The 22,268-nt window shown below is 41.9% G+C and carries 24 protein-coding genes; 8 read left to right on the top strand and 16 right to left on the bottom strand.

The genetic code is table 11. From position 1 onward, the window contains the following. Nucleotides 1–57: 57 nt before the first annotated feature. The gene (locus BUC10_RS07225) at nt 58–591 is read left to right on the top strand and encodes a DUF1697 domain-containing protein (RefSeq protein WP_073177860.1); all 534 of its coding nucleotides are present in this window, start codon (nt 58–60) and stop codon (nt 589–591) included. Here BUC10_RS07225 and BUC10_RS07220 read toward each other — a convergent pair. Next, nucleotides 588–1,061, bottom strand: a complete 474-nt coding sequence (locus tag BUC10_RS07220; RefSeq protein WP_073177858.1) for a TspO/MBR family protein — start codon at nt 1,059–1,061, stop codon at nt 588–590. The two genes, BUC10_RS07225 and BUC10_RS07220, sit on opposite strands and share 4 nt — an antisense overlap. Nucleotides 1,062–1,153: 92 nt before the next feature. Between BUC10_RS07220 and BUC10_RS07215 the strand changes: the two genes are divergently transcribed. The 5 genes from BUC10_RS07215 (at nt 1,154) to BUC10_RS07195 (ending at nt 6,088) form a co-directional block, all read left to right on the top strand. Continuing rightward, nucleotides 1,154–2,248, top strand: a complete 1,095-nt coding sequence (locus BUC10_RS07215) for a diphosphomevalonate decarboxylase (RefSeq protein WP_073177856.1) — start codon at nt 1,154–1,156, stop codon at nt 2,246–2,248. 129 nt (nt 2,249–2,377) lie between these two features. Next, nucleotides 2,378–3,316: a mevalonate kinase family protein gene (locus BUC10_RS07210; protein WP_073177854.1), complete on the top strand. Its 939-nt coding sequence runs from the start codon at nt 2,378–2,380 to the stop codon at nt 3,314–3,316. An 8-nt stretch (nt 3,317–3,324) separates the two neighbouring features. Continuing rightward, complete coding sequence (locus BUC10_RS07205; protein WP_073177851.1) at nt 3,325–4,230, top strand: geranylgeranylglycerol-phosphate geranylgeranyltransferase; 906 nt, start codon at nt 3,325–3,327, stop codon at nt 4,228–4,230. Next, nucleotides 4,230–5,180: a carbon-nitrogen hydrolase family protein gene (locus tag BUC10_RS07200; protein WP_073177849.1), complete on the top strand. Its 951-nt coding sequence runs from the start codon at nt 4,230–4,232 to the stop codon at nt 5,178–5,180. Before BUC10_RS07205 ends, BUC10_RS07200 begins: the two co-directional genes overlap by 1 nt. A gap of 68 nt (nt 5,181–5,248) precedes the next feature. After that, on the top strand, nt 5,249–6,088 hold the full coding sequence (locus tag BUC10_RS07195) for a pseudouridine synthase (RefSeq protein ID WP_073177847.1): 840 nt from the start codon (nt 5,249–5,251) through the stop codon (nt 6,086–6,088). A 3-nt stretch (nt 6,089–6,091) separates the two neighbouring features. On the opposite strand, the gene argH is transcribed toward BUC10_RS07195, so the two are convergent. Genes argH through BUC10_RS07145 form a run of 10 tightly spaced genes read right to left on the bottom strand, consistent with a single transcriptional unit; the run spans nt 6,092 to nt 15,651 of the window. Further along, a complete protein-coding gene (gene argH / locus BUC10_RS07190) occupies nt 6,092–7,375 on the bottom strand; it encodes an argininosuccinate lyase (RefSeq protein ID WP_073177844.1) in 1,284 nt (427 codons plus the stop codon). Nucleotides 7,376–7,385: 10 nt separating this feature from the next. Then, nucleotides 7,386–8,456, bottom strand: a complete 1,071-nt coding sequence (locus BUC10_RS07185; RefSeq protein WP_073177842.1) for a M20 family metallo-hydrolase — start codon at nt 8,454–8,456, stop codon at nt 7,386–7,388. Next, on the bottom strand, nt 8,453–9,232 hold the full coding sequence (gene argB / locus BUC10_RS07180) for an acetylglutamate kinase (RefSeq protein WP_073177839.1): 780 nt from the start codon (nt 9,230–9,232) through the stop codon (nt 8,453–8,455). Before argB ends, BUC10_RS07185 begins: the two co-directional genes overlap by 4 nt. Before the next feature lies 1 nt (nt 9,233). Continuing rightward, nucleotides 9,234–9,977 carry an SDR family NAD(P)-dependent oxidoreductase gene (locus BUC10_RS07175; protein WP_073177837.1) on the bottom strand — a complete coding sequence of 248 codons (744 nt, stop codon included), beginning with the start codon at nt 9,975–9,977 and terminating at the stop codon, nt 9,234–9,236. 2 nt (nt 9,978–9,979) lie between these two features. Further along, entirely contained in the window at nt 9,980–10,918 is a 939-nt protein-coding gene (locus tag BUC10_RS07170) for a Rossmann-fold NAD(P)-binding domain-containing protein (protein WP_073177834.1), read from the bottom strand. Then, nucleotides 10,915–12,042, bottom strand: coding sequence for an aspartate aminotransferase family protein (locus BUC10_RS07165; protein ID WP_073178861.1), 1,128 nt, complete (start codon nt 12,040–12,042; stop codon nt 10,915–10,917). Before BUC10_RS07165 ends, BUC10_RS07170 begins: the two co-directional genes overlap by 4 nt. 37 nt (nt 12,043–12,079) lie before the next feature. Continuing rightward, the gene (gene proC / locus BUC10_RS07160) at nt 12,080–12,874 is read right to left on the bottom strand and encodes a pyrroline-5-carboxylate reductase (protein WP_073177831.1); all 795 of its coding nucleotides are present in this window, start codon (nt 12,872–12,874) and stop codon (nt 12,080–12,082) included. 10 nt (nt 12,875–12,884) lie between these two features. Beyond that, nucleotides 12,885–13,859 carry an N-acetyl-gamma-glutamyl-phosphate reductase gene (gene argC, locus BUC10_RS07155; protein WP_073177829.1) on the bottom strand — a complete coding sequence of 325 codons (975 nt, stop codon included), beginning with the start codon at nt 13,857–13,859 and terminating at the stop codon, nt 12,885–12,887. Next, nucleotides 13,856–15,043 (bottom strand): argininosuccinate synthase, encoded by a 1,188-nt coding sequence (gene argG / locus BUC10_RS07150; RefSeq protein WP_073177827.1) that lies wholly within the window; start codon nt 15,041–15,043, stop codon nt 13,856–13,858. Before argG ends, argC begins: the two co-directional genes overlap by 4 nt. Further along, entirely contained in the window at nt 15,040–15,651 is a 612-nt protein-coding gene (locus BUC10_RS07145; RefSeq protein WP_073177825.1) for a GNAT family N-acetyltransferase, read from the bottom strand. The genes argG and BUC10_RS07145 overlap by 4 nt, the downstream gene beginning before the upstream one ends. 29 nt (nt 15,652–15,680) lie before the next feature. On the opposite strand from BUC10_RS07145, the gene BUC10_RS18015 reads away from it, so the two are divergent. Next, the gene (locus tag BUC10_RS18015; protein ID WP_262493190.1) at nt 15,681–15,809 is read left to right on the top strand and encodes a hypothetical protein; all 129 of its coding nucleotides are present in this window, start codon (nt 15,681–15,683) and stop codon (nt 15,807–15,809) included. Nucleotides 15,810–15,858: 49 nt separating this feature from the next. Here the strand turns inward: BUC10_RS18015 and mptB are convergent, their stop codons facing one another. From mptB to BUC10_RS07125, 4 genes are all read right to left on the bottom strand, one after another. After that, complete coding sequence (mptB, locus tag BUC10_RS07140) at nt 15,859–17,235, bottom strand: polyprenol phosphomannose-dependent alpha 1,6 mannosyltransferase MptB (RefSeq protein WP_073178860.1); 1,377 nt, start codon at nt 17,233–17,235, stop codon at nt 15,859–15,861. A 126-nt stretch (nt 17,236–17,361) separates the two neighbouring features. Further along, nucleotides 17,362–17,820, bottom strand: a complete 459-nt coding sequence (locus BUC10_RS07135) for a GyrI-like domain-containing protein (protein WP_073177823.1) — start codon at nt 17,818–17,820, stop codon at nt 17,362–17,364. 55 nt (nt 17,821–17,875) lie between these two features. After that, nucleotides 17,876–18,583, bottom strand: coding sequence for a helix-turn-helix transcriptional regulator (locus tag BUC10_RS07130; protein WP_073177821.1), 708 nt, complete (start codon nt 18,581–18,583; stop codon nt 17,876–17,878). An 89-nt stretch (nt 18,584–18,672) separates the two neighbouring features. Beyond that, the gene (locus BUC10_RS07125) at nt 18,673–19,542 is read right to left on the bottom strand and encodes a winged helix-turn-helix domain-containing protein (RefSeq protein ID WP_084732584.1); all 870 of its coding nucleotides are present in this window, start codon (nt 19,540–19,542) and stop codon (nt 18,673–18,675) included. Nucleotides 19,543–19,656: 114 nt separating this feature from the next. On the opposite strand from BUC10_RS07125, the gene BUC10_RS07120 reads away from it, so the two are divergent. After that, nucleotides 19,657–20,769 (top strand): alpha/beta hydrolase-fold protein, encoded by a 1,113-nt coding sequence (locus tag BUC10_RS07120; RefSeq protein ID WP_073177815.1) that lies wholly within the window; start codon nt 19,657–19,659, stop codon nt 20,767–20,769. Nucleotides 20,770–20,782: 13 nt separating this feature from the next. Here BUC10_RS07120 and BUC10_RS07115 read toward each other — a convergent pair whose 3' ends face one another. Beyond that, nucleotides 20,783–22,267 (bottom strand): cellulose synthase family protein, encoded by a 1,485-nt coding sequence (locus tag BUC10_RS07115; RefSeq protein ID WP_073177812.1) that lies wholly within the window; start codon nt 22,265–22,267, stop codon nt 20,783–20,785. Between the last annotated feature and the right edge of the window lies 1 nt (nt 22,268).

The raw sequence follows: 22,268 nt of genomic DNA, 5'->3' as shown, positions 1-22,268 counted from the left end.
TAACGCCCCTGAATTTACTAAAATAAATTTGGGTAGATTAGTCTTTAAAATCGAATCATGGAAACCTTCATGGCTTTATTAAGGGGAATCAATGTGAGCGGTCAAAAAAAGATAAAAATGGCCGACTTGAAGCTAGCTTTGACCGAAGGAGGATTATCCAATGTTCAGACCTATATCCAAAGTGGAAATATCACCTTCGAAAGTGAAGTCCAAGAACGAGCTGACCAAGAAAGAAAGATTCAAAAAGTGATTCTGGAAGAATTTGGATTTGAAGTCCCCGTACTGGTGCTTACTTCGGAACAAATCGAAAGTATTTTATCTGCAAATCCATTTAAATCTGAGGAAGAAAAGAGTCTGTACTTTGTTTTACTGAAGACCGCTCCCCAATCTGAACTAGTATATGAATTTAATCAACAAAAGTTTGCGAACGAGGATTTTCATATCACTGAACGATGCGTTTATCTATGCTGTAAAGCTGGCTATGGAAAAGCAAAATTGAGCAATAATCTTGTTGAACGAAAACTCAAAGTGGAGGCTACCACCCGTAACCTTAAGACCATGATGAAGTTACTGGAAATGACAAAGGTCTAATTCAATTCCCAAATTTTGTAGTTCAATAAGGTGGCAAAACAGACCCAAAGAAGATAGGGGATAAGCAAAAACGAAGCTAGCTTGCTCACCACGCGAAACCATTTTATGGTCAACATTATAAGTGTCAGCAAGACCAGAATCACCAAAAAGGCCCAGAAGGGACTCTGGAAACCAAAAAATACAATACTCCAAAGCGCATTGAACAGCAATTGAAACCCAAAATGGTATAATGCCGTTTTAACCCAGATGTGATGAAACCCTTTGGACCAAACGATACCCGCAGAAACTCCCATTAGGATGTATAGCAAGGTCCAAACTGGCGCAAAAATCCAATTTGGGGGATTAAAGCTGGGTTTGTTCAAGGTGGTGTACCAATCATTTACTGAACTCTGTGTGGCAAAACTGGATAAAAATCCGATAAGAAGACATACCAAAACAGCGACAGCGATGTAAGTCAATTTTTTCTTCATGGTAAGTGCATTACCCCTAAAATAAGAATTTATTTATATCCGTTTTCCTTCAACGCCGTGTACTACATTATCTTTGCTCAAATGTTTTTTTAATGACTGAAAAAGATTTCCGATCATCTTACGATGAAGTCTTGCCAAGCGAGGGAAAGGTGAGCTGGAAAGCCCCAAGCAACATAGCCCTTATAAAGTATTGGGGGAAAAAGGAGAATCAGATTCCTGCGAATCCTTCGATCAGTATTACTTTGGATGCCTGTGCAACCACTACCTCAGTTTCTTATAGTAGAAAAGAGGAGGCCTCACAATTTTCCTTCGATTTGTTCTTCGAAGGTAAGGTGAAGGAGGATTTCAAACCTAAAATCAATACCTTTTTTGGGCGCATAGAAGCCTATCTCCCTTTCCTAAAACAGTACCATTTCAAAATTGAAACTTCCAATTCGTTTCCGCATAGTAGCGGGATTGCTTCTTCAGCTAGTGGCATGGCCGCTTTGGCTTTATGTCTTATGGAAATTGAAAGACGGATACTTCCGAATATGGACACCATGTTTTTTAAAAGGAAGGCTTCTTTTTTGGCTCGTTTAGGTTCCGGAAGTGCGTGCAGAAGTATAGAAGGTGACCTAATTCAGTGGGGTAGACATGAAAGATTGACCGATAGTTCTGATTTATATGGGGTTACGTATCCTTTTAAAGTCAATAAAATCTTTAGCAACTTTCATGATGCGATAATGTTGGTCCACAAAGGTCAAAAACAGGTCAGCAGTACCGTTGGTCATGATTTAATGCACGGTCATCCGTATGCTACCACCCGATTTGCGCAGGCACATTCCAATTTGGATGCTCTTGAACAAATTTTGGCCAAAGGCGATATGGAAGGGTTTATTCAGCTGGTAGAAAGTGAAGCGTTAACACTACATGCCATGATGATGACCAGCAACCCCTACTTCATATTGATGAAACCTGATACCATGGAGATCATAAATAAGATTTGGGCGTATCGGGAGGCAACCAAAACCCCCATTTGCTTTACTTTGGATGCCGGAGCCAATGTGCATGTCCTGTATCCAGAGTCGGTAAAGGAGAAAGCTATACAATTCATTCAGGATGAATTGGTTGTGCATTGTGAAAATGGACACTACATTTGTGATCGGGCAGGAAGCGGAGCAAAAAAATTAATTGCTCAGAATACATAAGGAAGCCGCTTTTTTAGCGTTATTTGTGCTTAATATTGTTGATATAAAGGGATTTGTCCCAAAACAAAATAAATGTTTAATGATTAAAAGAATTCATTAAACAAATTTATTTGTATCTTAGTTGAAGAAATGAAAGGACCTCTATTTTATTCTAAAATCTTGTTGTTTGGGGAGTATGGAATTATTAAGGATTCCAAAGGGCTTTCTATTCCATATAATTTTTTTAAAGGAGCGTTGAAGTCTGATGCAAACCCATCAAAAGTTGCTTTGGCTTCAAATAAGAGTCTGATGGCCTATGCCAACTACTTGAAGAAACTGGAGGAAGAGGAAACGGGCCTTGTATCCTTTGATATGGAAGCCTTGGAACAGGACATAGCCAATGGTATGTATTTCGATAGTTCCATTCCACAGGGATATGGTATTGGTAGTAGCGGAGCCTTGGTAGCCGCTATCTATGACAAATATGCCACTGATAGGATTACGGTACTAGAAAACCTAACCCGTGAAAAGCTGTTGAGGCTTAAAGAGATTTTTGGGAAAATGGAATCCTTTTTCCACGGCAAATCTTCAGGTCTTGATCCTTTGAACAGTTATCTCAGTTTGCCCATTTTGATCAATTCCAAAGACAATATTGAATCTACCAGTATTCCTTCGCAGAACAAGGAAGGCAAGGGGGCTGTATTTTTATTGGATAGTGGGATGACTGGCGAAACTGCACCCATGGTTCAGATTTTTATGGAAAAAATGAAGCAGGAAGGGTTCCGAAATATGATCAAAGATCAATTCATCAAGCACACGGATGCCTGCGTTGAAGATTTCTTGAACGGGAATATGAAATCCCTTTTTGGAAATCTGAAACAACTCTCCCATGTGGTTTTTGATAACTTTAAACCTATGATTCCATCCAAGTTCCATAATCTTTGGCAGCAGGGTATCGAGACCAATGACTACTACCTAAAACTTTGTGGTTCCGGTGGCGGGGGTTATATTTTGGGTTTCACTCAGGATTTCGATAAGGCCAAGAGGGCACTTAAGGGATACAATTTGGAGGTTGTTTACAACTTCTAACCATCACAATGCTTAGTCGAAGAAATAAACTCCTGCTTTTTAAGCTATTGAGTTTGTTTTCCGTTGTTCGGGGATATAATATCTTGGTAATTACCCTTGCCCAATATTTAGCCTCCATCTACATCCTCTCACCAAACATTCCTCTACAAGATGTGGTGTTGGACCTTAACCTATTTCTAATCGTTACGGCTTCGGCCCTTGTCATAGCTAGCGGCTATATCATCAACAATTTCTACGATGCGGAGAAGGACCTTATTAACAAACCCAGAAAAAGTATGCTTGACCGTTTGGTAAGCCAACGGTTTAAGTTAACTACCTATTTTATTCTCAATTTTTTGGCAGCCTTGGCGGCTAGCTATATTTCGTTTCGGGCGGTACTCTTCTTTTCGGCTTACATCTTTGGAATATGGCTGTATTCCCATAAGTTGAAACGTGTTCCTTTTTTGGGAAACCTGGTCTCCGCTACCTTGGCCATTGCACCTTTTTTTGTGGTCTTTGTGTATTACAAGAATTTTGAGACCGTCATTTTTGTTCATGCTGTATTTCTATTTCTTTTGATTTTGGCCCGTGAAATGATCAAGGATTTGGAAAACATGGCCGGTGATATAGCGCAAAATTATAAGACCATCCCTATTTTATATGGCCCTAAAGTGTCCAAGTTATTCATTGGTTTTCTTGTTGTACTGACTCTGGTTCCGGCTTTTCTACTGACCCAAAAGTTCAACGTTGGCTATATGTACCTTTATTTTTATGGATGTATGGCACTGTTGCTGCTTTTTATCATTTTGTTGTGGAAATCCAGTGGTAAAAAACACTATGTTTGGTTACATAATATTCTAAAATTCATCATCGTGGCGGGGGTGTTTAGCATCTTGCTAATCGATGTTGATTTGGTGTTAAACAGAATTTTATAATGGAGCATCTTCTCAATGTTGCCCTGGCGCAGATCGCGCCTGTATGGTTGGATAAAAAAGGAACAATTCAGAAAATTGAAGCAACTATTCAGGAAGCTTCCAAGGAAAAATCAGAATTGATTGTTTTTGGAGAAGCCCTCCTACCAGGCTATCCGTTTTGGTTGGCCTATACCGAAGGTGCGGCCTGGGATTTAAAAGTAAACAAGGAGTTGCATGCCCATTACAGCCGCAATTCCATTCAGATAGAAGTCGGGGAACTGGACTCCATTTGCCGCTTGGCCAAAGAAAATAATATGGCCATTTACTTGGGTATGATGGAACGTGCCAAAGATCGCGGTGGCCATAGCCTTTATTGCTCCCTTGTTTATATAGATCAGATGGGGGAAATAAAGTCGGTGCATCGAAAACTTCAACCCACCTACGATGAACGGTTGACCTGGGCACCTGGAGATGGGAACGGTCTTAAGGTCCATCCCTTAAAACAATTTACGGTTGGGGCCCTCAATTGCTGGGAGAATTGGATGCCCTTGCCCCGAACTGCACTTTATGGTCAAGGAGAGAATTTACATGTAGCAGTTTGGCCAGGTGGATTGCACAACACTAAGGACATCACCCGCTTTATTGCCCGGGAATCCAGGAGTTATGTGATTTCCGTTTCTTCCTTGATGAAAACTTCAGATTTTCCGAAGGAAACTCCACATTTGGACAAGATTTTGGAAAAAGCTCCGACTGTTTTGGCGAACGGAGGTAGTTGCATAGCTGGGCCGGATGGCGAATGGATTTTGGAACCAATAGTGGACAAAGAAGGGTTGATATATCATACCCTCGACTTTAATCGGGTGTATGAGGAAAGGCAGAATTTTGACCCAGTTGGCCATTACTCAAGACCGGATGTCACCCAACTTACGGTAAATCGCGAACGGCAATCCACCGTTAAATTGGAGGAGTGATTAAGTATTGCTTTTTCTTTCTGCGGCAAGGGAAGTAAAACACTACCTTTGCAAAAATTTAATGACTGATGGCGAAATCAGACTACGAACGAAATCGTAAACCCTCCCAGAGACCAAGCGGAAACAAGAAAAAATCATTCTCCAAGAAGAATAATTTTCGTCCAAAGAAAACCACAAACTCCAAACCATCCAATCCCAATGAGATTAGGCTAAATCGTTTTGTGGCTAATGCAGGGATTTGTTCCCGAAGGGAAGCCGATACCTATATAGCTGCCGGGAATGTTTCCGTAAACGGGAAGGTGATTACCGAAATGGGCTACAAGGTGAAGCTTACCGATGATGTTCGTTTTGATGGCAGGAAACTGAATCCGGAAAAAAAGGAGTATATACTCTTAAATAAACCCAAGAACTTCATTACTACCACCAATGATGAAAAAGGAAGGCGCACAGTTATGGAACTGGTTTCAAGTGCATCCAAAAATCGATTGCTTCCTGTCGGTCGTTTAGATCGAAACACAACAGGCCTATTGCTATTTACCAATGATGGCGATCTGACCAAGAAGTTGACTCATCCGGCTCATGGGGTACGCAAAATCTATCATGCCCATCTGGATAAAAACTTGACCATGTCCGATTTACGGAAAATTGAAGAAGGTCTGCAGTTGGAAGACGGTGCTATTGAAGTACATGAAATCAGCTATATCCAAGGTGCTCCCAAAAAGGAAGTGGGCATTGAAATCCATAGTGGAAGAAACCGAATCGTACGGCGCATTTTTGAGCATCTAGGCTATCATGTGACCAAATTGGACCGTGTTATTTTTGCTGGCTTGACCAAAAAAGATCTGCCTCGTGGGCACTGGCGTCATTTGACCGAGCAAGAGGTGGTGAATTTGAAAATCATCAAATAAAAGCTAATCATTTAGCTTATTCATCTTTTCTTTGATTTCCTCCAAACATAAATTACCCAAACTCCCTTCATGGGTGTGATGAATGTTCCGTTTGGCCTTAAAGTTTCCATTTTCTATGGCTTTGCCCATACTTTTATAAGCATCCCTAAAAGGCATTCCACTTTTAACCAGTTCGTTTAAGGTGTCGACGCTAAAGAGATAATCATATTTTGGGTCTTCCAGAATCTCGGTATTCACTTTGATTTCCTTTAAACTGAACGCCATAAGTTCCAAACAAGCTTTCATATCCTGAATGGCTGGTACCAGCACCTCTTTGACCAATTGCAAGTCCCTATGGTATCCGCTTGGCAGATTGTTGGTGATTAAGGTCAACTGGTTGGGAACCGCTTGAATCTTGTTGCATTTGGCCCGAATCAGCTCAAATACATCGGGATTCTTTTTATGCGGCATAATGCTGCTCCCGGTGGTAAGCTCATTTGGGAACGAGATGAAGTCAAAATTCTGACTCATGTACAAACAAATATCCATAGCCATTTTAGACAGCGTAGCCGCCACACTGGAGATACCAAATGCAGTGGCCTTTTCAACTTTTCCTCTGCCCATTTGAGCTGCCACCACATTGTATTTTAGGGTTTTGAATCCCATCTCTTTGGTGGTAAAGGAACGATCTATGGGGAAGGAACTTCCGTAACCAGCGGCACTGCCTAAAGGATTCTGATCTGCTGTTTTATAAGCAGCTTCAACAAAATAAAGGTCATCAATTAGGCTTTCAGCATAAGCAGAAAACCACAGTCCAAAAGATGAGGGCATGGCAATTTGTAGATGGGTATAACCTGGTAGCAAAACCGATTTATGTGTTTCGGCAAGGTCCAAAAGCAAATCAAACAAGGTTTTTACCTGACCTTTGATTTCCTCTAGTTCGTTTTTCAAGTATAGTTGCATGGCCACCAGGACCTGATCATTCCGGGAACGTGCAGAATGGATCTTTTTTCCGGTATCTCCCAGTTTCTCAGTGAGTAAAAACTCAATTTTGGAATGCATGTCCTCGAAGTCATCCCCTATGGTAAACTTTCCTTTGGAAATACTTTTCGCAATGGCATCCAATTCCTTGACCAAGGCTTTTGTTTCATCAGCAGTGATCAAACCCACTTTGCGCAACATTTTGGCGTGAGCCTTTGAGGCTATTACATCATATTTTGCCAATAGTAAATCCAATTCCCTATCGTTACCTACGGTAAAATGATCTATTTTTTTATCGGTGCTAAAACCTTTGTCCCAGAGTTTCATAGTTTCTTTTTTACTTTAAAAATCCTGTTAGGATTTTGATGTAGAGGTCTATTCCCTCCTCAATTTCGTGTAGGTGTATAAATTCATTGGCAGAATGGGATCGTGTACTGTCACCCGGGCCCAATTTAACCGATTGGCAACTCAAGGCAGCCTGATCGGATAATGTTGGGGAACCATAGGTTTTTCTGCCTAACGATACGCCACTTCTTACCAGGTCATGTTCTGCATCAATGGCTGAGGAGTTCAATCGAAGCGACCTTGGAATCATTTTGCAAGGAGCTTCTTGCTCAAGAAGGTGTGCAATTTCTTCGTTGGAATAACAATCATTCACTCGGACGTCCACCACCAAATCCACTTGAGCGGGTACTACGTTGTGCTGATTTCCCGCGCTGATTTGGGTAACGGTCATTTTTACCTCGCCCAAAACATCGGATACTTTTTCAAAAGCGTATCCCTTAAACCATTGGAGCACGTCAATGGTATTATAAATGGAATTGTTGTTGTTGGGATGGGCTGCGTGCGAAGGAGTACCGCTAACAACGGCATCAAACACGATCAAGCCCTTTTCCGCAATGGCCAAATCCATTAAGGTGGGTTCCCCTACCACGGCAACATCAATTTTTGGTAGGATGGGCAACAAAGCAGTTAGACTTTTTTCTCCGGCATCTTCCTCTTCCCCAGTTGCAGCCATAATGATATTGTGGCTGAGATTTTCCATTTCATAAAAATGGACAAAGGTCGCCAACAGGGAGACCAAACAACCCCCGGCATCATTACTTCCCAAACCATAGAGTTTCCCATCCTCCACGTGGGCGTTAAAGGGGTCTTTGGTATAGGCGCTGTTAGGCTTAACCGTATCGTGGTGTGAGTTTAGGAGCAGTGTGGGTTTGCTCTTGTCAAAGTACTTGTTGAACGCGTAGACATTGTTGAACTGTCGCTCTGTTTCCACACCAAATCCCCGAAGCCAGTTTTCGATGGCATCCCCTGTTTTACCCTCTTCCCCAGAAAAAGATTGGGTTGAGATCAATTGTTTTAGCAGCTCTATGGCTTTTTGGGTCAAGGTTTCTTGATTGATTTTCATAGCGTTATAGTGGTGAATTTTGAATCGGTCTTTTCAAGCATGGAACTGTTCCCAATACGGACCTCATGTACCTTGTTCTGAAGGGCGTGAAAACAATTGTGCATTTTAGGCAACATACCATCGGCAATAACACCTTGGTCCAGTAGTTCTTTATAACTGGACGAATCGATATGTTCCACGACTGAATTCTCGTCTTCAATGCTGAGTAGTACCCCTCTCTTTTCAAAACAATAATACAAGGTGGTTTTAAAATGACTGGCCATTCCAATGGCCAATTCTGCAGCAATGGTATCTGCATTTGTATTGAACAATTGTCCAGCTCCATCGTGGGTCAGGGCGCAAAAAACGGGTGTAAATCCAGCTTGGAGCAGTTTCCATAAATTTTCTGAATGCACACCATCCACATCGCCTACCCAACCGAAGTCAATTTCTTTCACAGGTCTTTTGTGGGCTCGAATTGCGTTGGCATCCGCGCCGCTCATACCTATGGCATTGGTGTTTTTGGACTGCAGTTCCGCTACAATCTTTTTGTTGACCAGGCCGGCATAAACCATAATGGCAACATCAAGACTTTCTGTGTCCGTTATTCTTCTTCCGTTGACCATTTTGGATTCAATGCCTAATCTTTTACTTGTTTCAGTGGCTTTTTTACCGCCTCCGTGTACCAAAATCTTAGACCCCTCAATGTTTGAAAACAATTCTAGCAAATGCGATAATTGAGTCGGATTTTCTATAATGTTTCCTCCTATTTTTATGATGGACAATTGTGGTTTCATATTATGCATTTAAGATTCCGCCATCGATGGTCATGGCCGTTCCGGTAATCCAAGAAGCATCGTCCGAAACTAGAAAAAGAGCTAGTTTGGCAATATCTTCAGGAGTTCCCAACCGATTTAAAAGCGTAGCATTTTTAGCACCTTCCACAGCTTGTTCTGGATTGGGAAAGGCCTTGGCCGAGTCCCAAATCAAAGGGGTGTCCACGGGGCCAGGGCAGATGGCATTTACTCGTACTTTTGGCGCGTATTCCACCGCCAATTGCTTCATCAAAGCCACGGAAGCCGCCTTGGAGGCGCAGTAGGCCGGATGGTTTGGGAAACTTTTGAAGGCAGCAATGGACGCATTAATTAGAATATCCCCTGACGTTTTCTGCAGCTCGGGGAGGGCATATTTGGATAGATAGAAGATGGAACCCAAATTGGTATCCATGGTTTTTTGCCAGGATTCAATGGGTAAGTCCACTACATTTCCCAAGCCCAAAACTCCCGCATTTAAGGAGATAATGTCCAGTTTTCCAAAACTTTTGATAGCGGTATCCACAAGCTCCCTATTGTAGTCGGGCCGGCTCACATCGCCCGATACAAAGACTGAGCCGGATAACTCTTGGGCAAGTGCTTCCCCTCGTTCTACATTCCTACCAGAGACTATAAGTTTTGCGCCTTCTTTATGGAAGGCTTGGGCAATGGCTTTTCCCATCCCACTTGTAGCACCAGTAACTATGGCCACCTTGTTTTTTAGTTTCATGTTTAAAGAGTTTCCAGGATTTTTTTCAATACAATTTGAGCTGAAAATGTCCGGTTGTTGGCTTGTTCCACTACCAGGGATTGATTTCCGTCCAATACGGCATCCTCTACCACCACATTTCTTCTTACGGGCAAGCAGTGCATAAATTTAGCATTACCCAGTTTTTCACGGGTCATGGTCCAAGCCAAATCCTTTGAGAGCACTTGGCCATAATTGATGTAACTGCTCCAATTTTTTACATATACAAAGTCCGCATTCTCAAGGGCTTTTTGCTGATTGTATTCTATTGTGCACCTTGCCGTAATCTCTGGATTCAGTTCGTAACCTTTAGGATGTGTGATCACAAAATCGGTTTCTTGCAATTTCATCATTTCCACAAAGGAATTGGCTACTGCATGGGGCAAGGCCTTAGGGTGAGGAGCCCAAGACAACACTACTTTGGGCCTTGACTTTGTTTCATGTTCTTTCAAAGTTATGGCATCGGCAAGCGCCTGCAGCGGATGGGCGATGGAACTTTCCATATTCACCACAGGAATGGAGGCAAATTTGGCAAAACCGTTGAGTACCTGCTCAGCCTCATCTTTTTCTTTGTCCTTTAGCTGGGCAAACGCACGGATGGCCACAATATCGCAATATTGGGATACTACCTTTGCTGCCTCCTTAATGTGCTCCGAAGTACCCTGGTCCATAATGGTCCCGTCCTCATACTCCAATACCCAGCCTTCACTTCCAAAATTCATGACCATAACTTCCATTCCCAGATGCATGGCCGCTTTTTGGGTACTTAGACGGGTACGCAAGCTGTTATTGAAAAACAGCAAGCAGATAGTTTTGTGCTTTCCCAGTTTCTGGAACTGATAAGGATTCTGTTTCAATGCGATGGCCTCGTCCACCCATCCGGGAAGGCAATCCACATCATTTATGGATAAATAATGCTTCATGATAGTTCTTTTTTTAGTGCCTCGAAAAGCATATCAATCTGGGTTTTTGTCACGTTCAATGCAGGTAGAATTCGTAGTAGTTTTTTGTTTTTGGCCCCACCTGTAAAGATATATTGCTTATGGATGAGGTCTTTGCGTAAACCAGCCACTTCAAAATCAAATTCAAGACCAAGCATTAAACCTCTTCCTTTGATGTTTTTTACCTGTGGTATTTCCGAAGCCTTTTCCTTGCAGTATAAACCGATCTCTGCAGCTTGGTCAACCAGGTGTTCCTGCTCCATGACCTCAAGAACGGAAAGCACGGCGGCGCAGGCCAAATGATTACCACCAAATGTTGTTCCCAACAGTCCGTAAGAAGCCTTGAATGACTCATGGATGAGGACCCCACCGACGGGGAAGCCATTACCCATTCCCTTGGCGATGGTAATCACATCCGGTTGTATTCCATGGTGTTGGAAGGCAAAAAACTTTCCGCTTCTACCAAATCCAGATTGTACTTCGTCGGCAATAAGTACCATGCCATTTGCTCTACATTGTTCGGCAACAAACTGGAAAAACTCAGTCGTAGGTTCATCCAAACCGCCAACACCTTGAATGGGCTCGATGATAGCAGCGCAGTAGGAATCTTTTTGTAGGGCCTCTTCAAATGCACCAAAATCGTTTAGGGGAAGAAATGTGACTTCTTGTTGCTGATTTATTGGAGCATTGATAGCGGGATTGTCCGTTGTGGCTACGGCGGCGGAAGTACGGCCATGAAAGCTGTTCTTAAAGGCGATTACCTTGGACTTGTCCGTGTGAAATGATGCCATTTTGAGGGCATTTTCATTTGCCTCCGCCCCGGAATTGCACATGAATAGATTATAATTCTTACACCCTGATAAAACACCCAATTTTTCCGCGAGTTCACTTTGCAATGGATTCTGCACAGAATTACTGTAGAAACCAATTTTATCCAATTGGTCTTTGAGTCGCTGTACGTAATGCGGATGTCCATGTCCAATGGAAATCACGGCATGCCCACCATAAAAATCGAGATAGATTTGTCCTTTGTCATCTTTCACCTCAATGCCCCTGGCGGATACCGGTGTAACATCGTATAAGGGATATACATCGAATAATTTCATGTTTCTTTTTTTGGTCTGGATTTCCATTACAATGAATCTATCCTTTTTTTATTTGGTTGATTTTTTCGAAAGAGGTGACGATACCCCTGATTAGGGAGGAGCTTAATCCTTGATGTTCCATTTCGTTTAATCCAGAAATGGTACAACCTTTGGGCGTGGTTACCCGGTCTATTTCTTCTTCAGGATGACTACCCGAATCGATGAGCAAGCTGGCAGCTCCATTACAGGTGTGCATCGCTAATTCTTGTGCTTCTTTGGCATCAAAACCCAACTGGATGGCACCTTGTGTGGTTGCCCGAATCAATCGCATCCAAAAAGCAATTCCACTGGCGCAGATAACCGTTGCGGCCTGCATTTGTTCTTCTGGGATTTCTAAAGTATGGCCCATTCGATTGAAAATGGCCTTGGCCAGGTCGATGCGCTTTTTTCCCAATTCGTTGCTACAAATGCACGTCATGGAATTCCCAACTGAAATAGCTGTGTTGGGCATACTGCGAATGACATATTTGTCTTTGCCCACGATTTCCTCCATTTTGGAAATGCTAAACCCGGTAATGGTACTGATCAACACATGATTTTCCGACAATAGATCTTTGACGTCCTCTAGAATCCCAGAAAAGTGTCCGGGTTGTACAGCAAAAATCAAAATGTCCGATTTTTTTACCGCCTCCTCGTTATCCGAGGTGACCACTACATTACCATACTTTTCAAAATCCTTAATGGCCGAGGTGTTTCGCTTGGTCAAATACATAGTTGTTGCACCGTTGCTGTGCAAGACCCCCTTGGCAATGGATAATCCCAAATTTCCCGCTCCTATAATTGCTATTTTCATGCTGTTATTTTTAAAAAACTCCTGCTTTAAGTTGTAATCCTTCTCTTTGGTCCCAACCGAACATAAGATTCATGTTTTGGACGGCTTGCCCTGAGGCTCCCTTCAATAAATTATCTATGGTCGATGTCACCAACAGGACATCTTCATGTTGGTGTAAATGAATGTGACATTGGTTGGTATTGACCACCTGCTTCAGGTGTATAGGTTCTTCCGATACATGGGTGAAAGCTGCATCGGCATAAAATGACGCGAACAAAGACTTAGCCGCTTCCAAATCACCATCAAATCTGGTGTATGATGTAGCCAAAATTCCCCTTGTAAAGTTTCCTCGGGTAGGAAGAAAATACTGCTTCCCAGTTGGGTTTCCAAAGGATTTTAGACTTTCACCAATTTCACCCAAATGTTGATGGGTAAAAGGTTTGTACCAAGAAACATTGTTGTTCCGCCAGCTAAAGTGGGAAGTGGCGGACAATCCGACACCGGCACCGGTACTTCCGGTGATTGCATTGGTGTGGATTTCTCCCTTGAGCAATCCAGCCTGTGCCAATGGCAACAAGCCCAACTGAATGGCTGTGGCAAAACAACCTGGATTGGCAATCGCGTCGGTGTTTTCTATTTTGGATTTGTTTAATTCCGGAAGCCCGTACACAAATGTTTTTCCGTTCCAGTTTGATGATGCTTGTAGCCTGAAGTCATTACTTAGATCAACAATTTTGGTGTGCTCCGCAAAGGTGTTTTCATCAAGGAATTTGGTGGAATTACCATGCCCTAAACACAAGAAGACTGCATCGACTTTGGGATTCACTTCACCAGAAAACAACAAATTGGTTTGACCCAGCAAATCTTGATGCGCAGAGGTCACCGGTTTTCCGGCGCGTGTGGTGCTAAAGACAAAATCAATTTCCACTTGGGAGTGATTCAAGAGTAATCGGATGAGCTCTCCCCCTGTATATCCGGATCCACCTATAATACCTACTTTGATCATAATTGTTGGTTTACGTGATTTGCAATTTTCCCAGGATTGGAAAGAATCTTGATGAATCCTTTGGCGTCATCAGCGGTCCAGCCCTTGTTTATTTCTCCATAACTGCCAAAAGAAGCGTTCATAAGATCGTGCGGGGAAGCAACCCCATTGATCTCAAATCGGTAAGGGTGGAGGGTAACAAAGACATCTCCCGAGACATTTTTTTGGGTATCCGTCAAAAAAGCCTCAATATTTCGCATCACTTCGTCCAAATAATTGCCTTCATGCAGCAACATCCCGTAAAAGTTGGCCAATTGCTCCTTTTGGTACTGTTGCCATTTACTTAGGGTGTGTTTTTCCAATAAATGATGTGCTTTGATTATTATCGTGGGAGCTGCAGCTTCAAAACCCACCCGACCTTTGATTCCGATGATGGTATCACCTACATGAATATCCCTCCCTATGGCATATTTGGCGGCAATGGCTTCCAACTTTTCGATGTTTTCAACAGGTGTTGCAGATTCTCCATCCAAAGCAATAAGCTCGCCATCCTTAAAACCAAGCTTAATTTCCTTGGGAAGTTTACTTTCCAGCTGACTGGGATATGCACTTTCAGGAAGGGGCAGGTGAGAGGTGAGGGTTTCATCCCCGCCAACAGAAGTTCCCCAAAGGCCTCGATTAATGGAATATTTGGCCTTCTCCCAAGGATAGTCAATGCCATTTTCCTGCAAGTAAGCTATTTCTGCCTCTCGGGATAATTTGTTGTCCCTGATGGGCGTGATTATCGTGATGTCCGGGGCCACGATTTGAAAAATCATATCGAACCGAACCTGATCATTTCCGGCTCCCGTGCTCCCGTGCGCGATATAATCCGCTCCTATTTTTTTGGCGTGGTTTACGATTTCAAGGGCCTGAACAATCCGTTCGGCGCTCACAGAAAGAGGGTATGTGTTGTTTCTAAGCACATTGCCATAGATGAGATATTTTACCACCTTATCATAAAAACTGGAGACAGCATCAATTGAAGTATAAGAGGTGGCTCCGAGATCTAATGCTTTTTGTTGTATGCCCTGGATTTCCTCTTTGCTAAAACCGCCAGTATTTACGCTCACTGCATGTACCTCATAACCTTCTTCTTGGGATAAATATTTGGCGCAGTAAGAGGTATCCAAACCACCACTATAGGCCAAGACTAGTTTCTTCATTTTGTTTTCTTTTTAAGGAAAAGATTCTGTTTCATCTGTTTCAACCGTTGAAAGGCTTTTCCATTTAGTTTTTTCGATTGTTTTTTGTCTCCTGGGTCGTACAGCATACCGGTGCACAGGCACATATTTTTTTCGGTTCTGGTAAGTACATCAAAGTTTTTGCAGGTTTGGCACCCTTTCCAAAAGTCGGGATCATCTGTAAGTTCCGAGAAGGTCACAGGCTTGTAGCCCAATTCGTAGTTCATTTTCATTACCGCCAAACCTGTGGTGATTCCGAAAATTTTGGCATCTGGAAACTTTTGTCTGGATAGCTCAAAAATTGCCTTTTTTATTTTTTTAGCCAGTCCCTGTTTTCTAAAATCTGGATGTACGATAAGACCGGAATTGGCAACAAAATTCTTGTTGCCCCAGACTTCGATATAACAGAATCCTGCGAATTTTTCGCCCTCCAAGGCAATGACCGCATTCCCGTTTTCCAGCCTTTTTATAATGTATTCAGGGCTTCGCTGGGCAATTCCGGTACCTCGAACCTTGGCAGATTCTGTAATGGTATCGCTAATAATCTGGGCGTATTTAAAATGTGATTCGTTAGCAATTATAATTTCCATTGCTAGTGATTTTTTAAACTTATAAAAATTTGAAAGCTGATATTGTTTTTGCGGAAATGGACTCACCTATTTCCATGACTAGAGTGCACCCTTACGGGCGACGGCGTGGAGCGAACGGACGAACTGGAGCTTGGATGCCCAAAGTGGTAAGTATGTAATTTTGTCCTTTCATTATGGGATTAAAAGTACAAATTAATTCCAACTGGCCTAAGGGAGCGGTAATTTTTTGAAGAAATGTAACTTTTTTCCGCCTTTACCCACGATTTCATAAATCAAAAAGGCGAAGACCAAGATATACTCAAAAGCCACTAACCATAAATTCTCTTTGAAATCTGGGTTAGTGTAAGCAGAATAACTTAGTACTGCGGTCAACGACCAGACCATGGCGAATCGGTATCTTCCCAACATGCAGAGCACAATAAGAAACACAACATACCACGGGTGAACGGTACTGGACAAGAAGTAATAGGCCGATAATAGAATCAACATTGAGGTGAGCAAGTTTTCAAATTTCCTATTGCTCCTGAACAACCCCAAAACAACCGAACCAACTATTACGGCCTTGGCCAGCAAACTACCATAGACTTTCACAAGTTCCCAAGGTTTGGCATCAAAACAGATTACCGCAATCTTTTTAACCGCATTGTAAATTCCCGCATTGAACTCAAAGTTTGAAAACCATAGACCAATAGTTTCCGCATAGTTATCAATAAAAGCTGTGTCATAGAAAGGGAGTAACAGCAACAGACAGGTGGTTGACACCAATGTGTAGAACAGCACACTTTTTTTAAACCCCAGATATTGCAAAAACATTGGTAAAAAGAGAATGGGGACGAGTTTTACCATAATGGATATGGCATAAATGGGAGCAGCCCATACATTTTTTTTGATGGATACTATATGGAGTGACCACACAAAAAAGAACAGCATTACCCCTTCAAAATGAAGGTTGCCGGTTAGCTCTATGATGACCAATGGATTAAGAAAATACCAAAGGGCAACATAGTTTGGCCTGTTAAGTTTTTGGAGGAGCTTTCGACCGAAATACAGGATTCCCACATCAGCCAAAATGATGATTAGCCGCATAACAATGATAGAACCCAAAATGCTTCCACCTCCCAGTAGTGCCGAAAGCGAGAAAATGATTTGATTTACGGGCGGATAATTGCTGTAGTGTCTGGCGCTAAGGTCGCCCATACCTTCAAATAGCAGCTGGGCATTGGCTATGGGAAGATCTGGTCGTGCAATAAGCTGGTTAGGTAAATATAGATATGGATTGATGCCATTTTTTATAAGCTCCCCATCCCAAATGAATCGATAAAAATCCTGAGAGAGATTGGGCTCCGCCAATAGGAACACCAACCGGAAAAGAATTCCAGTGACGAGAAGGAACTTAAAATTCCATTTTTGAAACTGAATCAGCTTAAAATGAAGTATAAAAACCGCTAGGAAGAGACCCAATAGTTTTGGAAAATCTTCACGGTCCAAGTCATAGGCAAAAATACTGTAGAACAATAAGCTTGCAAGAACAAGAAGGTTTGGAACCTTATGGAGTTTCCAGAATTTTACGGCGCGTTGGAGCATGGCTTGCAAACATCTCTTTCAGCTGGAGAAATTATGAAAATATATTCGATTTGATGACTAAAGCCATATAAATAACCCATTGCGAATCCTGCCATTTTGGATCCGCAATGGGAATTTGACAGGCGGTTACTCTGTGGCAATCAATATTTCGGCTTCTCCATTGGTAGGGTCAACGGCCTTATCTCCGTAGACCTCAACATCCGTGGTATAGGTTCTTTTGAGGTCCGTTTTCCAAATATCCATCCAGGTATTGATTACAGCATCTTTGGTAAGGTCACCCTTAGCGATAAATCGAGTGTACTCTGCCTCAGGAATCAGTTTTACCGTCAGATCTTCCGGAATATCGTCAAGACTATCCACATTGCAACCAATTACGATAGTATAGGGTTGGGTATGGTCTCCTTCGTAATCCGTGTAAATAGCGTAAACGGTCTGGTCTACCTTATGGGGAATTCTGGCAACTGTATTTTCGGACATAAACCTTTCCCAAAGCTTTGGAATGTCCTTATCGGCTTCCCCTGGGTTGTTCGAAGTGCGGGCGGAAAGCCCAACAATGTTCATTGCATCTCTTTGTGTGTTTGTCATGATGTGCATTTTTGGATTTTGTACAAAACTAAATGCGGTTCATGACAAGGGTGTGTCAGGGGTGTTTTTGATGCTCGGAATAGGTAAACTTATAATAGTCTTCCAAGGTCATGTTGTGGGATTCGAAGTTTTCCGAAGTGGCCGTCATTTTCTGGATATGGTCTATGCGAAACACTCTAAACGCTTTTCTAAGCCTACAGAAGGCAATAAGCAACCAATTTTCTTGGGTGCTGTACAGGGCAAAAGGCTCAATATTTCTGCTGGAGAACTTTTGGTCAATGGAGAGGTAATCTATGTTCAGGACCTCAAAATTTGTGATGGCAGATTGCAGCCGCATCAGGTAATTACTGGTTTTTTGGTTGGAAAAATTATTGGTAAAGTAGATACGGTCGGTCAGAAGACTGGCCTTTTCTTTTTGAGAACCTTTTAATAGGGCCTTTATTTTAAGAATGGCCTCGGTATAGTGCTGAACAAAGGACTCATCCTTGTTTTTGATGACCAATTGTTCCGCAGTGATAAGGGCATTGGCTTCATGTTCGGTAAACATTACAGGAGGCAATTGATAACCCTCCATCATGCTGTACCCTCTTCCTTCCTCGGTTACCACAGGTACTCCAGATTTCTCCAGAGTTCTAATGTCCCTGTAGATGGTCCTGATACTTACATTATGTTTTTCGGCGAGCATTTTGGCCGTAACAATTCTTGAGGATTGTAGTTGGGTAAGAATTGCTGTTAGTCTGGCAAGTCTTGGTTTTTCTTCCATTGGGATTCCTACTAGGCCATTAAAGTTATTTGAAGTATGCTATAAAAGTAGAGATATTTTAGAAGCAGTACCAGTCTAACTTTTGGGAATCACCATTCAAAATCACTAATTATACCATCATTAAAGAGCACTTTAATGGTATCATTTTGAGTATACTTTATGTAATGTATACTATTGTCTTCAAGCTTTTTCTTTTGGTGTTCCAGTAGCAGCATGGGAAGTTTGGCATCGATACTGGGAATGGTCCCGTCTTCATGTTTTGGAAACTTAATGAAGGTTCTCTTTTGGGCTGGAAGGTTATAAATGTTCAAGGCATGGAATTCATCTTCTTCACGAGTGGTATTATAAATGAGATGGTTATTGTCATAGGACCAATCTGCCACTATGGATTCAGGTTTAGGAAAAGAATCTAGTTTTTCGCTTGTCCCAGTTTGAAGGTTTTTTAACAAGAGTGCATATCCAATACCCTCTTTTTTTAAGGTGGCGACATAGTTTCCGTTCGGAGATAAAACGTCTTTGTCAGCATTTTTTTTCGAAATTAAAATGGAGGATAACAGGACTATAATTATAAAGGGTATGGCCCATTTTAACCAGGAGGTGGGTTCAACCAAAGTCTCCAATTTTTGTTCTGCTTCAATTCTTTTTACTGATGCGATAAATCGATATCCTCTGCGGGGTATGGTCTCAATAAATTCAGGATTAGTTGGTGAATCACCTAGTGCTTTCCTCAGCTGGGAGATAGTCTTGTCCAAGGAATTTGAAGTCACAATGGTCCCGTTCCAAACATTTTGAAGAAGCTGTTCTTTGGAAACAACCTGTCCATCGGCCCCGATCAATACCTGAAGTACCTTGACAATTTGATTTTGCAACATAACGGTTTTCTTCCCAGTCTTTAATTCTAAAGAAGTTGGATCGAAGATCCAATGGCCTATTTGATAACGAGACTTTTGCGACTGCATTTGCTATTATTTGACGGTGTTAAATGCTGAATTCAGAAATAGTTCAGGTGTAAAAAGCATAAAACTGTGAGCATTCCTCTAAAATTGATATACATCATTCAAAACAAAACTGCTATGCAAAATATAAAACTTACAGCAATCTTTTTTTTGATGGGCAGCCTTGGTCTGTTTTCGCAAAAAACAACAATAACCCTGCAATCCAAAACTTTACAGGAGGAGCGCCAGATCCTAATTGGATTACCTAATTCCTATGCCTTTGATGGTCCGGAGACCAAATACCCATTGGTGTTGATAACCGATGGGGAGTGGCATTTTGATTTGGTGAATGGTGCCACCAAACTTTTATATCAAAATGGTTTTCCCAAGCTAATCGTTGCTGCAATAGTAAATACAGAAAGAGGCAGGGATTTGACCATGAGTCATAGTCAGGAAATACCTTCGAGCGGAAGGGCCGGTCAGTTTCTTGAGTTCGTAACCAAAGAGTTGTTGCCTTATTTGGAATCTGAATACAGGGTAGCGAAACACAGAACACTAATGGGACATTCACTAGGTGGCCTTTTCGCAACCTATGCCTTAAGTTCGGAAGTGGAAATTTTTGATGGTATAGTCGCTGTAACCCCGACCATCCGTTGGAACGATTTTGAGCTCATGGACAGGTTTACGAATGACTTTCAAATTGAACTGGAAAAAAAGAAACCGAAGGTTTTTGTCGGTATAGGTAACGAAACTGGACTGGAGCGGGAAGGGGTGCTTCGGCTTAAGTCCGGATTTGAGGAAAGTGGATATAAAGATTTTAGTTTCATTGAATACCCTACTGATAGTCATGTCACCGTTCCGTGGAAGGCCTATTTTGATGGATTAAAGTACGTTTTCGAATCGTTCTTACTGCCGAAGGAATTTAATGAACTTGAGTTTTCAAAGACCGTTGCCTATTACCAGGGAGTAGGTGAGTATTTTGATTATGATACAAGAGTGCCACAACGAATTCTATTCAATAGGGGATATGAGGCAATCGGACGGAAAGATTTTCCAGAGGCAATAGAAGTATTTGAACATTTTAAAAAGACCTATCCCAACATTCCTATTCCGTATACTGCATTAGGGGATATTTATTTCGATTTAAAGCAATACAAAAAGTCTCGGGAAAATTATGAACGCATATATCAGCTATATCCATCTGAACATATCGTAAGGAGAATGGAACAGCTTAAAACAATCTTGGACTGATGTATTGTAAGTATTAGGCTTTTGAGGTCAATGACTTAAAAAACACAAAGGAAAAACCAAGGAAAAGCATCAAATGAAAAGGAAAAAGTCCGTAGTCGTTCAATGGGATTGCGCTGTACATGCCAAATAGGAAATAGACCATCAGGGCAAATTCCAGAATCATATTAGGCGATAGCTTTTTAGCAAGATACTTGTTTCCTTTCCAGCTATCCGTAAGATTGTTAATGTTGAACTTTGGGGTTCGCACAAACTCACTTCGTTTCCCCAAATGACCTTCCAAAACAGCTACGGTGTTGTGCAGGGAAAAACCTAGGGCAACAGAGAAAAAGGTGAAGAAGAGCTTTATATAGTCCACAAAATTATCGAAACTACTGCCCTGTATACTTTTATAAGTGAACCAATAACAAATGAACAAAATCACCGTACTGATAATGAAGAAACTTGTTACCTCAAAAACCCAGCCCAAATGTCCATAGGAGTTTTTGATATAAAGCATAGGGATGCTCAACAAGGCCACGATAAAGACGCATAGGAACATAGAGCTGTTCAACAGATGCATTACTCCGTGAAACTTGGTCTTAAAAGGAATGTTTTTAGCGGTAATAACGCTCCAAACAGTTTTTCTAAAGTTTTCTGCACCACCCTTGTTCCATCTGAACTGTTGTGATCGCGCCGCACTGATTACCACTGGAAGCTCAGCAGGCGTCTCAACATCCTCAAGGTACTTAAACTTCCAATTTTTCAACTGGGCTCTATAGCTCAGATCCAAATCTTCCGTCAATGTATCGCCTTCCCAGTTACCGGCATCCAAGATGCATTCTTTTCTCCAGATTCCTGCAGTACCGTTAAAATTGATGAAGTGTCCTTTGGAATTTCTTCCGACCTGCTCCAAAGTAAAGTGGGCATCCAAGGCAAAAGCTTGGATACGGGTCAATGTGGAATAATCGCGGTTGATATGTCCCCAACGGGTTTGTACAACTCCAATTTCATCATCTTTGAAGTAAGGAACTGTCTTTTTCAACCAATCACTTTCTGGAAGGAAATCGGCATCAAAAATGGCAACAAACTCACCTTTGGCAATCTCCAATCCCTCTTTAAGGGCACCCGCCTTATATCCTTGACGATTTTCCCTTCGGATGTGTTGGATATCAAGCCCCTTGTTTTTAAGTTCTTGAATCCTTTTTGCCGTATCCACTACAGTGTCGTCAGTAGAGTCGTCCAAAACCTGGATTTCCAGTTTGCTCTTCGGGTATTCTATCTTGGAAATATTGTCCAGCAATCGCTCCATTACATATTCTTCATTGTAAATGGGCAATTGAATGGTAACAAACGGAATTTCTTTGGGATCTAACAGGTTGAATTTGGGAGCTTCCTCATTCTGTTTTTTATTGCCCAAATAATTGATCAAAAGATTGAGCTGGGCCAGACTATAGAAAAAAATCAAAATTAAGGCCGTACTATAAATAGCGATGATAATAAAAGCGATAGTTAGTCCCATA

The organism is Flagellimonas flava, from assembly GCF_900129665.1.
GTDB classification, from domain to species: Bacteria; Bacteroidota; Bacteroidia; order Flavobacteriales; family Flavobacteriaceae; genus Flagellimonas; species Flagellimonas flava.
Note: the sequence above shows the minus strand (reverse complement) of the source record. Positions and strands in the feature narration are given on the sequence as shown.

Coding starts and splice junctions, on each gene's coding strand:
- BUC10_RS07130 (WP_073177821.1), bottom strand. CDS start 18,583: ATGGAAGAAAAACCAAGACTTGCCAGACTAACAGCAATTCTTACCCAA.
- argH (WP_073177844.1), bottom strand. CDS start 7,375: ATGAAACTCTGGGACAAAGGTTTTAGCACCGATAAAAAAATAGATCAT.
- BUC10_RS07185 (WP_073177842.1), bottom strand. CDS start 8,456: ATGAAAATCAATCAAGAAACCTTGACCCAAAAAGCCATAGAGCTGCTA.
- mptB (WP_073178860.1), bottom strand. CDS start 17,235: ATGCTCCAACGCGCCGTAAAATTCTGGAAACTCCATAAGGTTCCAAAC.
- BUC10_RS07145 (WP_073177825.1), bottom strand. CDS start 15,651: ATGGAAATTATAATTGCTAACGAATCACATTTTAAATACGCCCAGATT.
- BUC10_RS07165 (WP_073178861.1), bottom strand. CDS start 12,042: ATGAAATTATTCGATGTATATCCCTTATACGATGTTACACCGGTATCC.
- BUC10_RS07205 (WP_073177851.1), top strand. CDS start 3,325: ATGCTTAGTCGAAGAAATAAACTCCTGCTTTTTAAGCTATTGAGTTTG.
- BUC10_RS07200 (WP_073177849.1), top strand. CDS start 4,230: ATGGAGCATCTTCTCAATGTTGCCCTGGCGCAGATCGCGCCTGTATGG.
- BUC10_RS07220 (WP_073177858.1), bottom strand. CDS start 1,061: ATGAAGAAAAAATTGACTTACATCGCTGTCGCTGTTTTGGTATGTCTT.
- proC (WP_073177831.1), bottom strand. CDS start 12,874: ATGAAAATAGCAATTATAGGAGCGGGAAATTTGGGATTATCCATTGCC.
- BUC10_RS07225 (WP_073177860.1), top strand. CDS start 58: ATGGAAACCTTCATGGCTTTATTAAGGGGAATCAATGTGAGCGGTCAA.
- BUC10_RS07115 (WP_073177812.1), bottom strand. CDS start 22,267: ATGGGACTAACTATCGCTTTTATTATCATCGCTATTTATAGTACGGCC.
- argB (WP_073177839.1), bottom strand. CDS start 9,232: ATGAAACCACAATTGTCCATCATAAAAATAGGAGGAAACATTATAGAA.
- BUC10_RS07135 (WP_073177823.1), bottom strand. CDS start 17,820: ATGACAAACACACAAAGAGATGCAATGAACATTGTTGGGCTTTCCGCC.
- BUC10_RS07120 (WP_073177815.1), top strand. CDS start 19,657: ATGCAAAATATAAAACTTACAGCAATCTTTTTTTTGATGGGCAGCCTT.
- BUC10_RS07170 (WP_073177834.1), bottom strand. CDS start 10,918: ATGAAGCATTATTTATCCATAAATGATGTGGATTGCCTTCCCGGATGG.
- BUC10_RS07195 (WP_073177847.1), top strand. CDS start 5,249: ATGGCGAAATCAGACTACGAACGAAATCGTAAACCCTCCCAGAGACCA.
- BUC10_RS07215 (WP_073177856.1), top strand. CDS start 1,154: ATGACTGAAAAAGATTTCCGATCATCTTACGATGAAGTCTTGCCAAGC.
- BUC10_RS07125 (WP_084732584.1), bottom strand. CDS start 19,542: ATGCAGTCGCAAAAGTCTCGTTATCAAATAGGCCATTGGATCTTCGAT.
- argG (WP_073177827.1), bottom strand. CDS start 15,043: ATGAAGAAACTAGTCTTGGCCTATAGTGGTGGTTTGGATACCTCTTAC.
- argC (WP_073177829.1), bottom strand. CDS start 13,859: ATGATCAAAGTAGGTATTATAGGTGGATCCGGATATACAGGGGGAGAG.
- BUC10_RS07210 (WP_073177854.1), top strand. CDS start 2,378: ATGAAAGGACCTCTATTTTATTCTAAAATCTTGTTGTTTGGGGAGTAT.
- BUC10_RS07175 (WP_073177837.1), bottom strand. CDS start 9,977: ATGAAACTAAAAAACAAGGTGGCCATAGTTACTGGTGCTACAAGTGGG.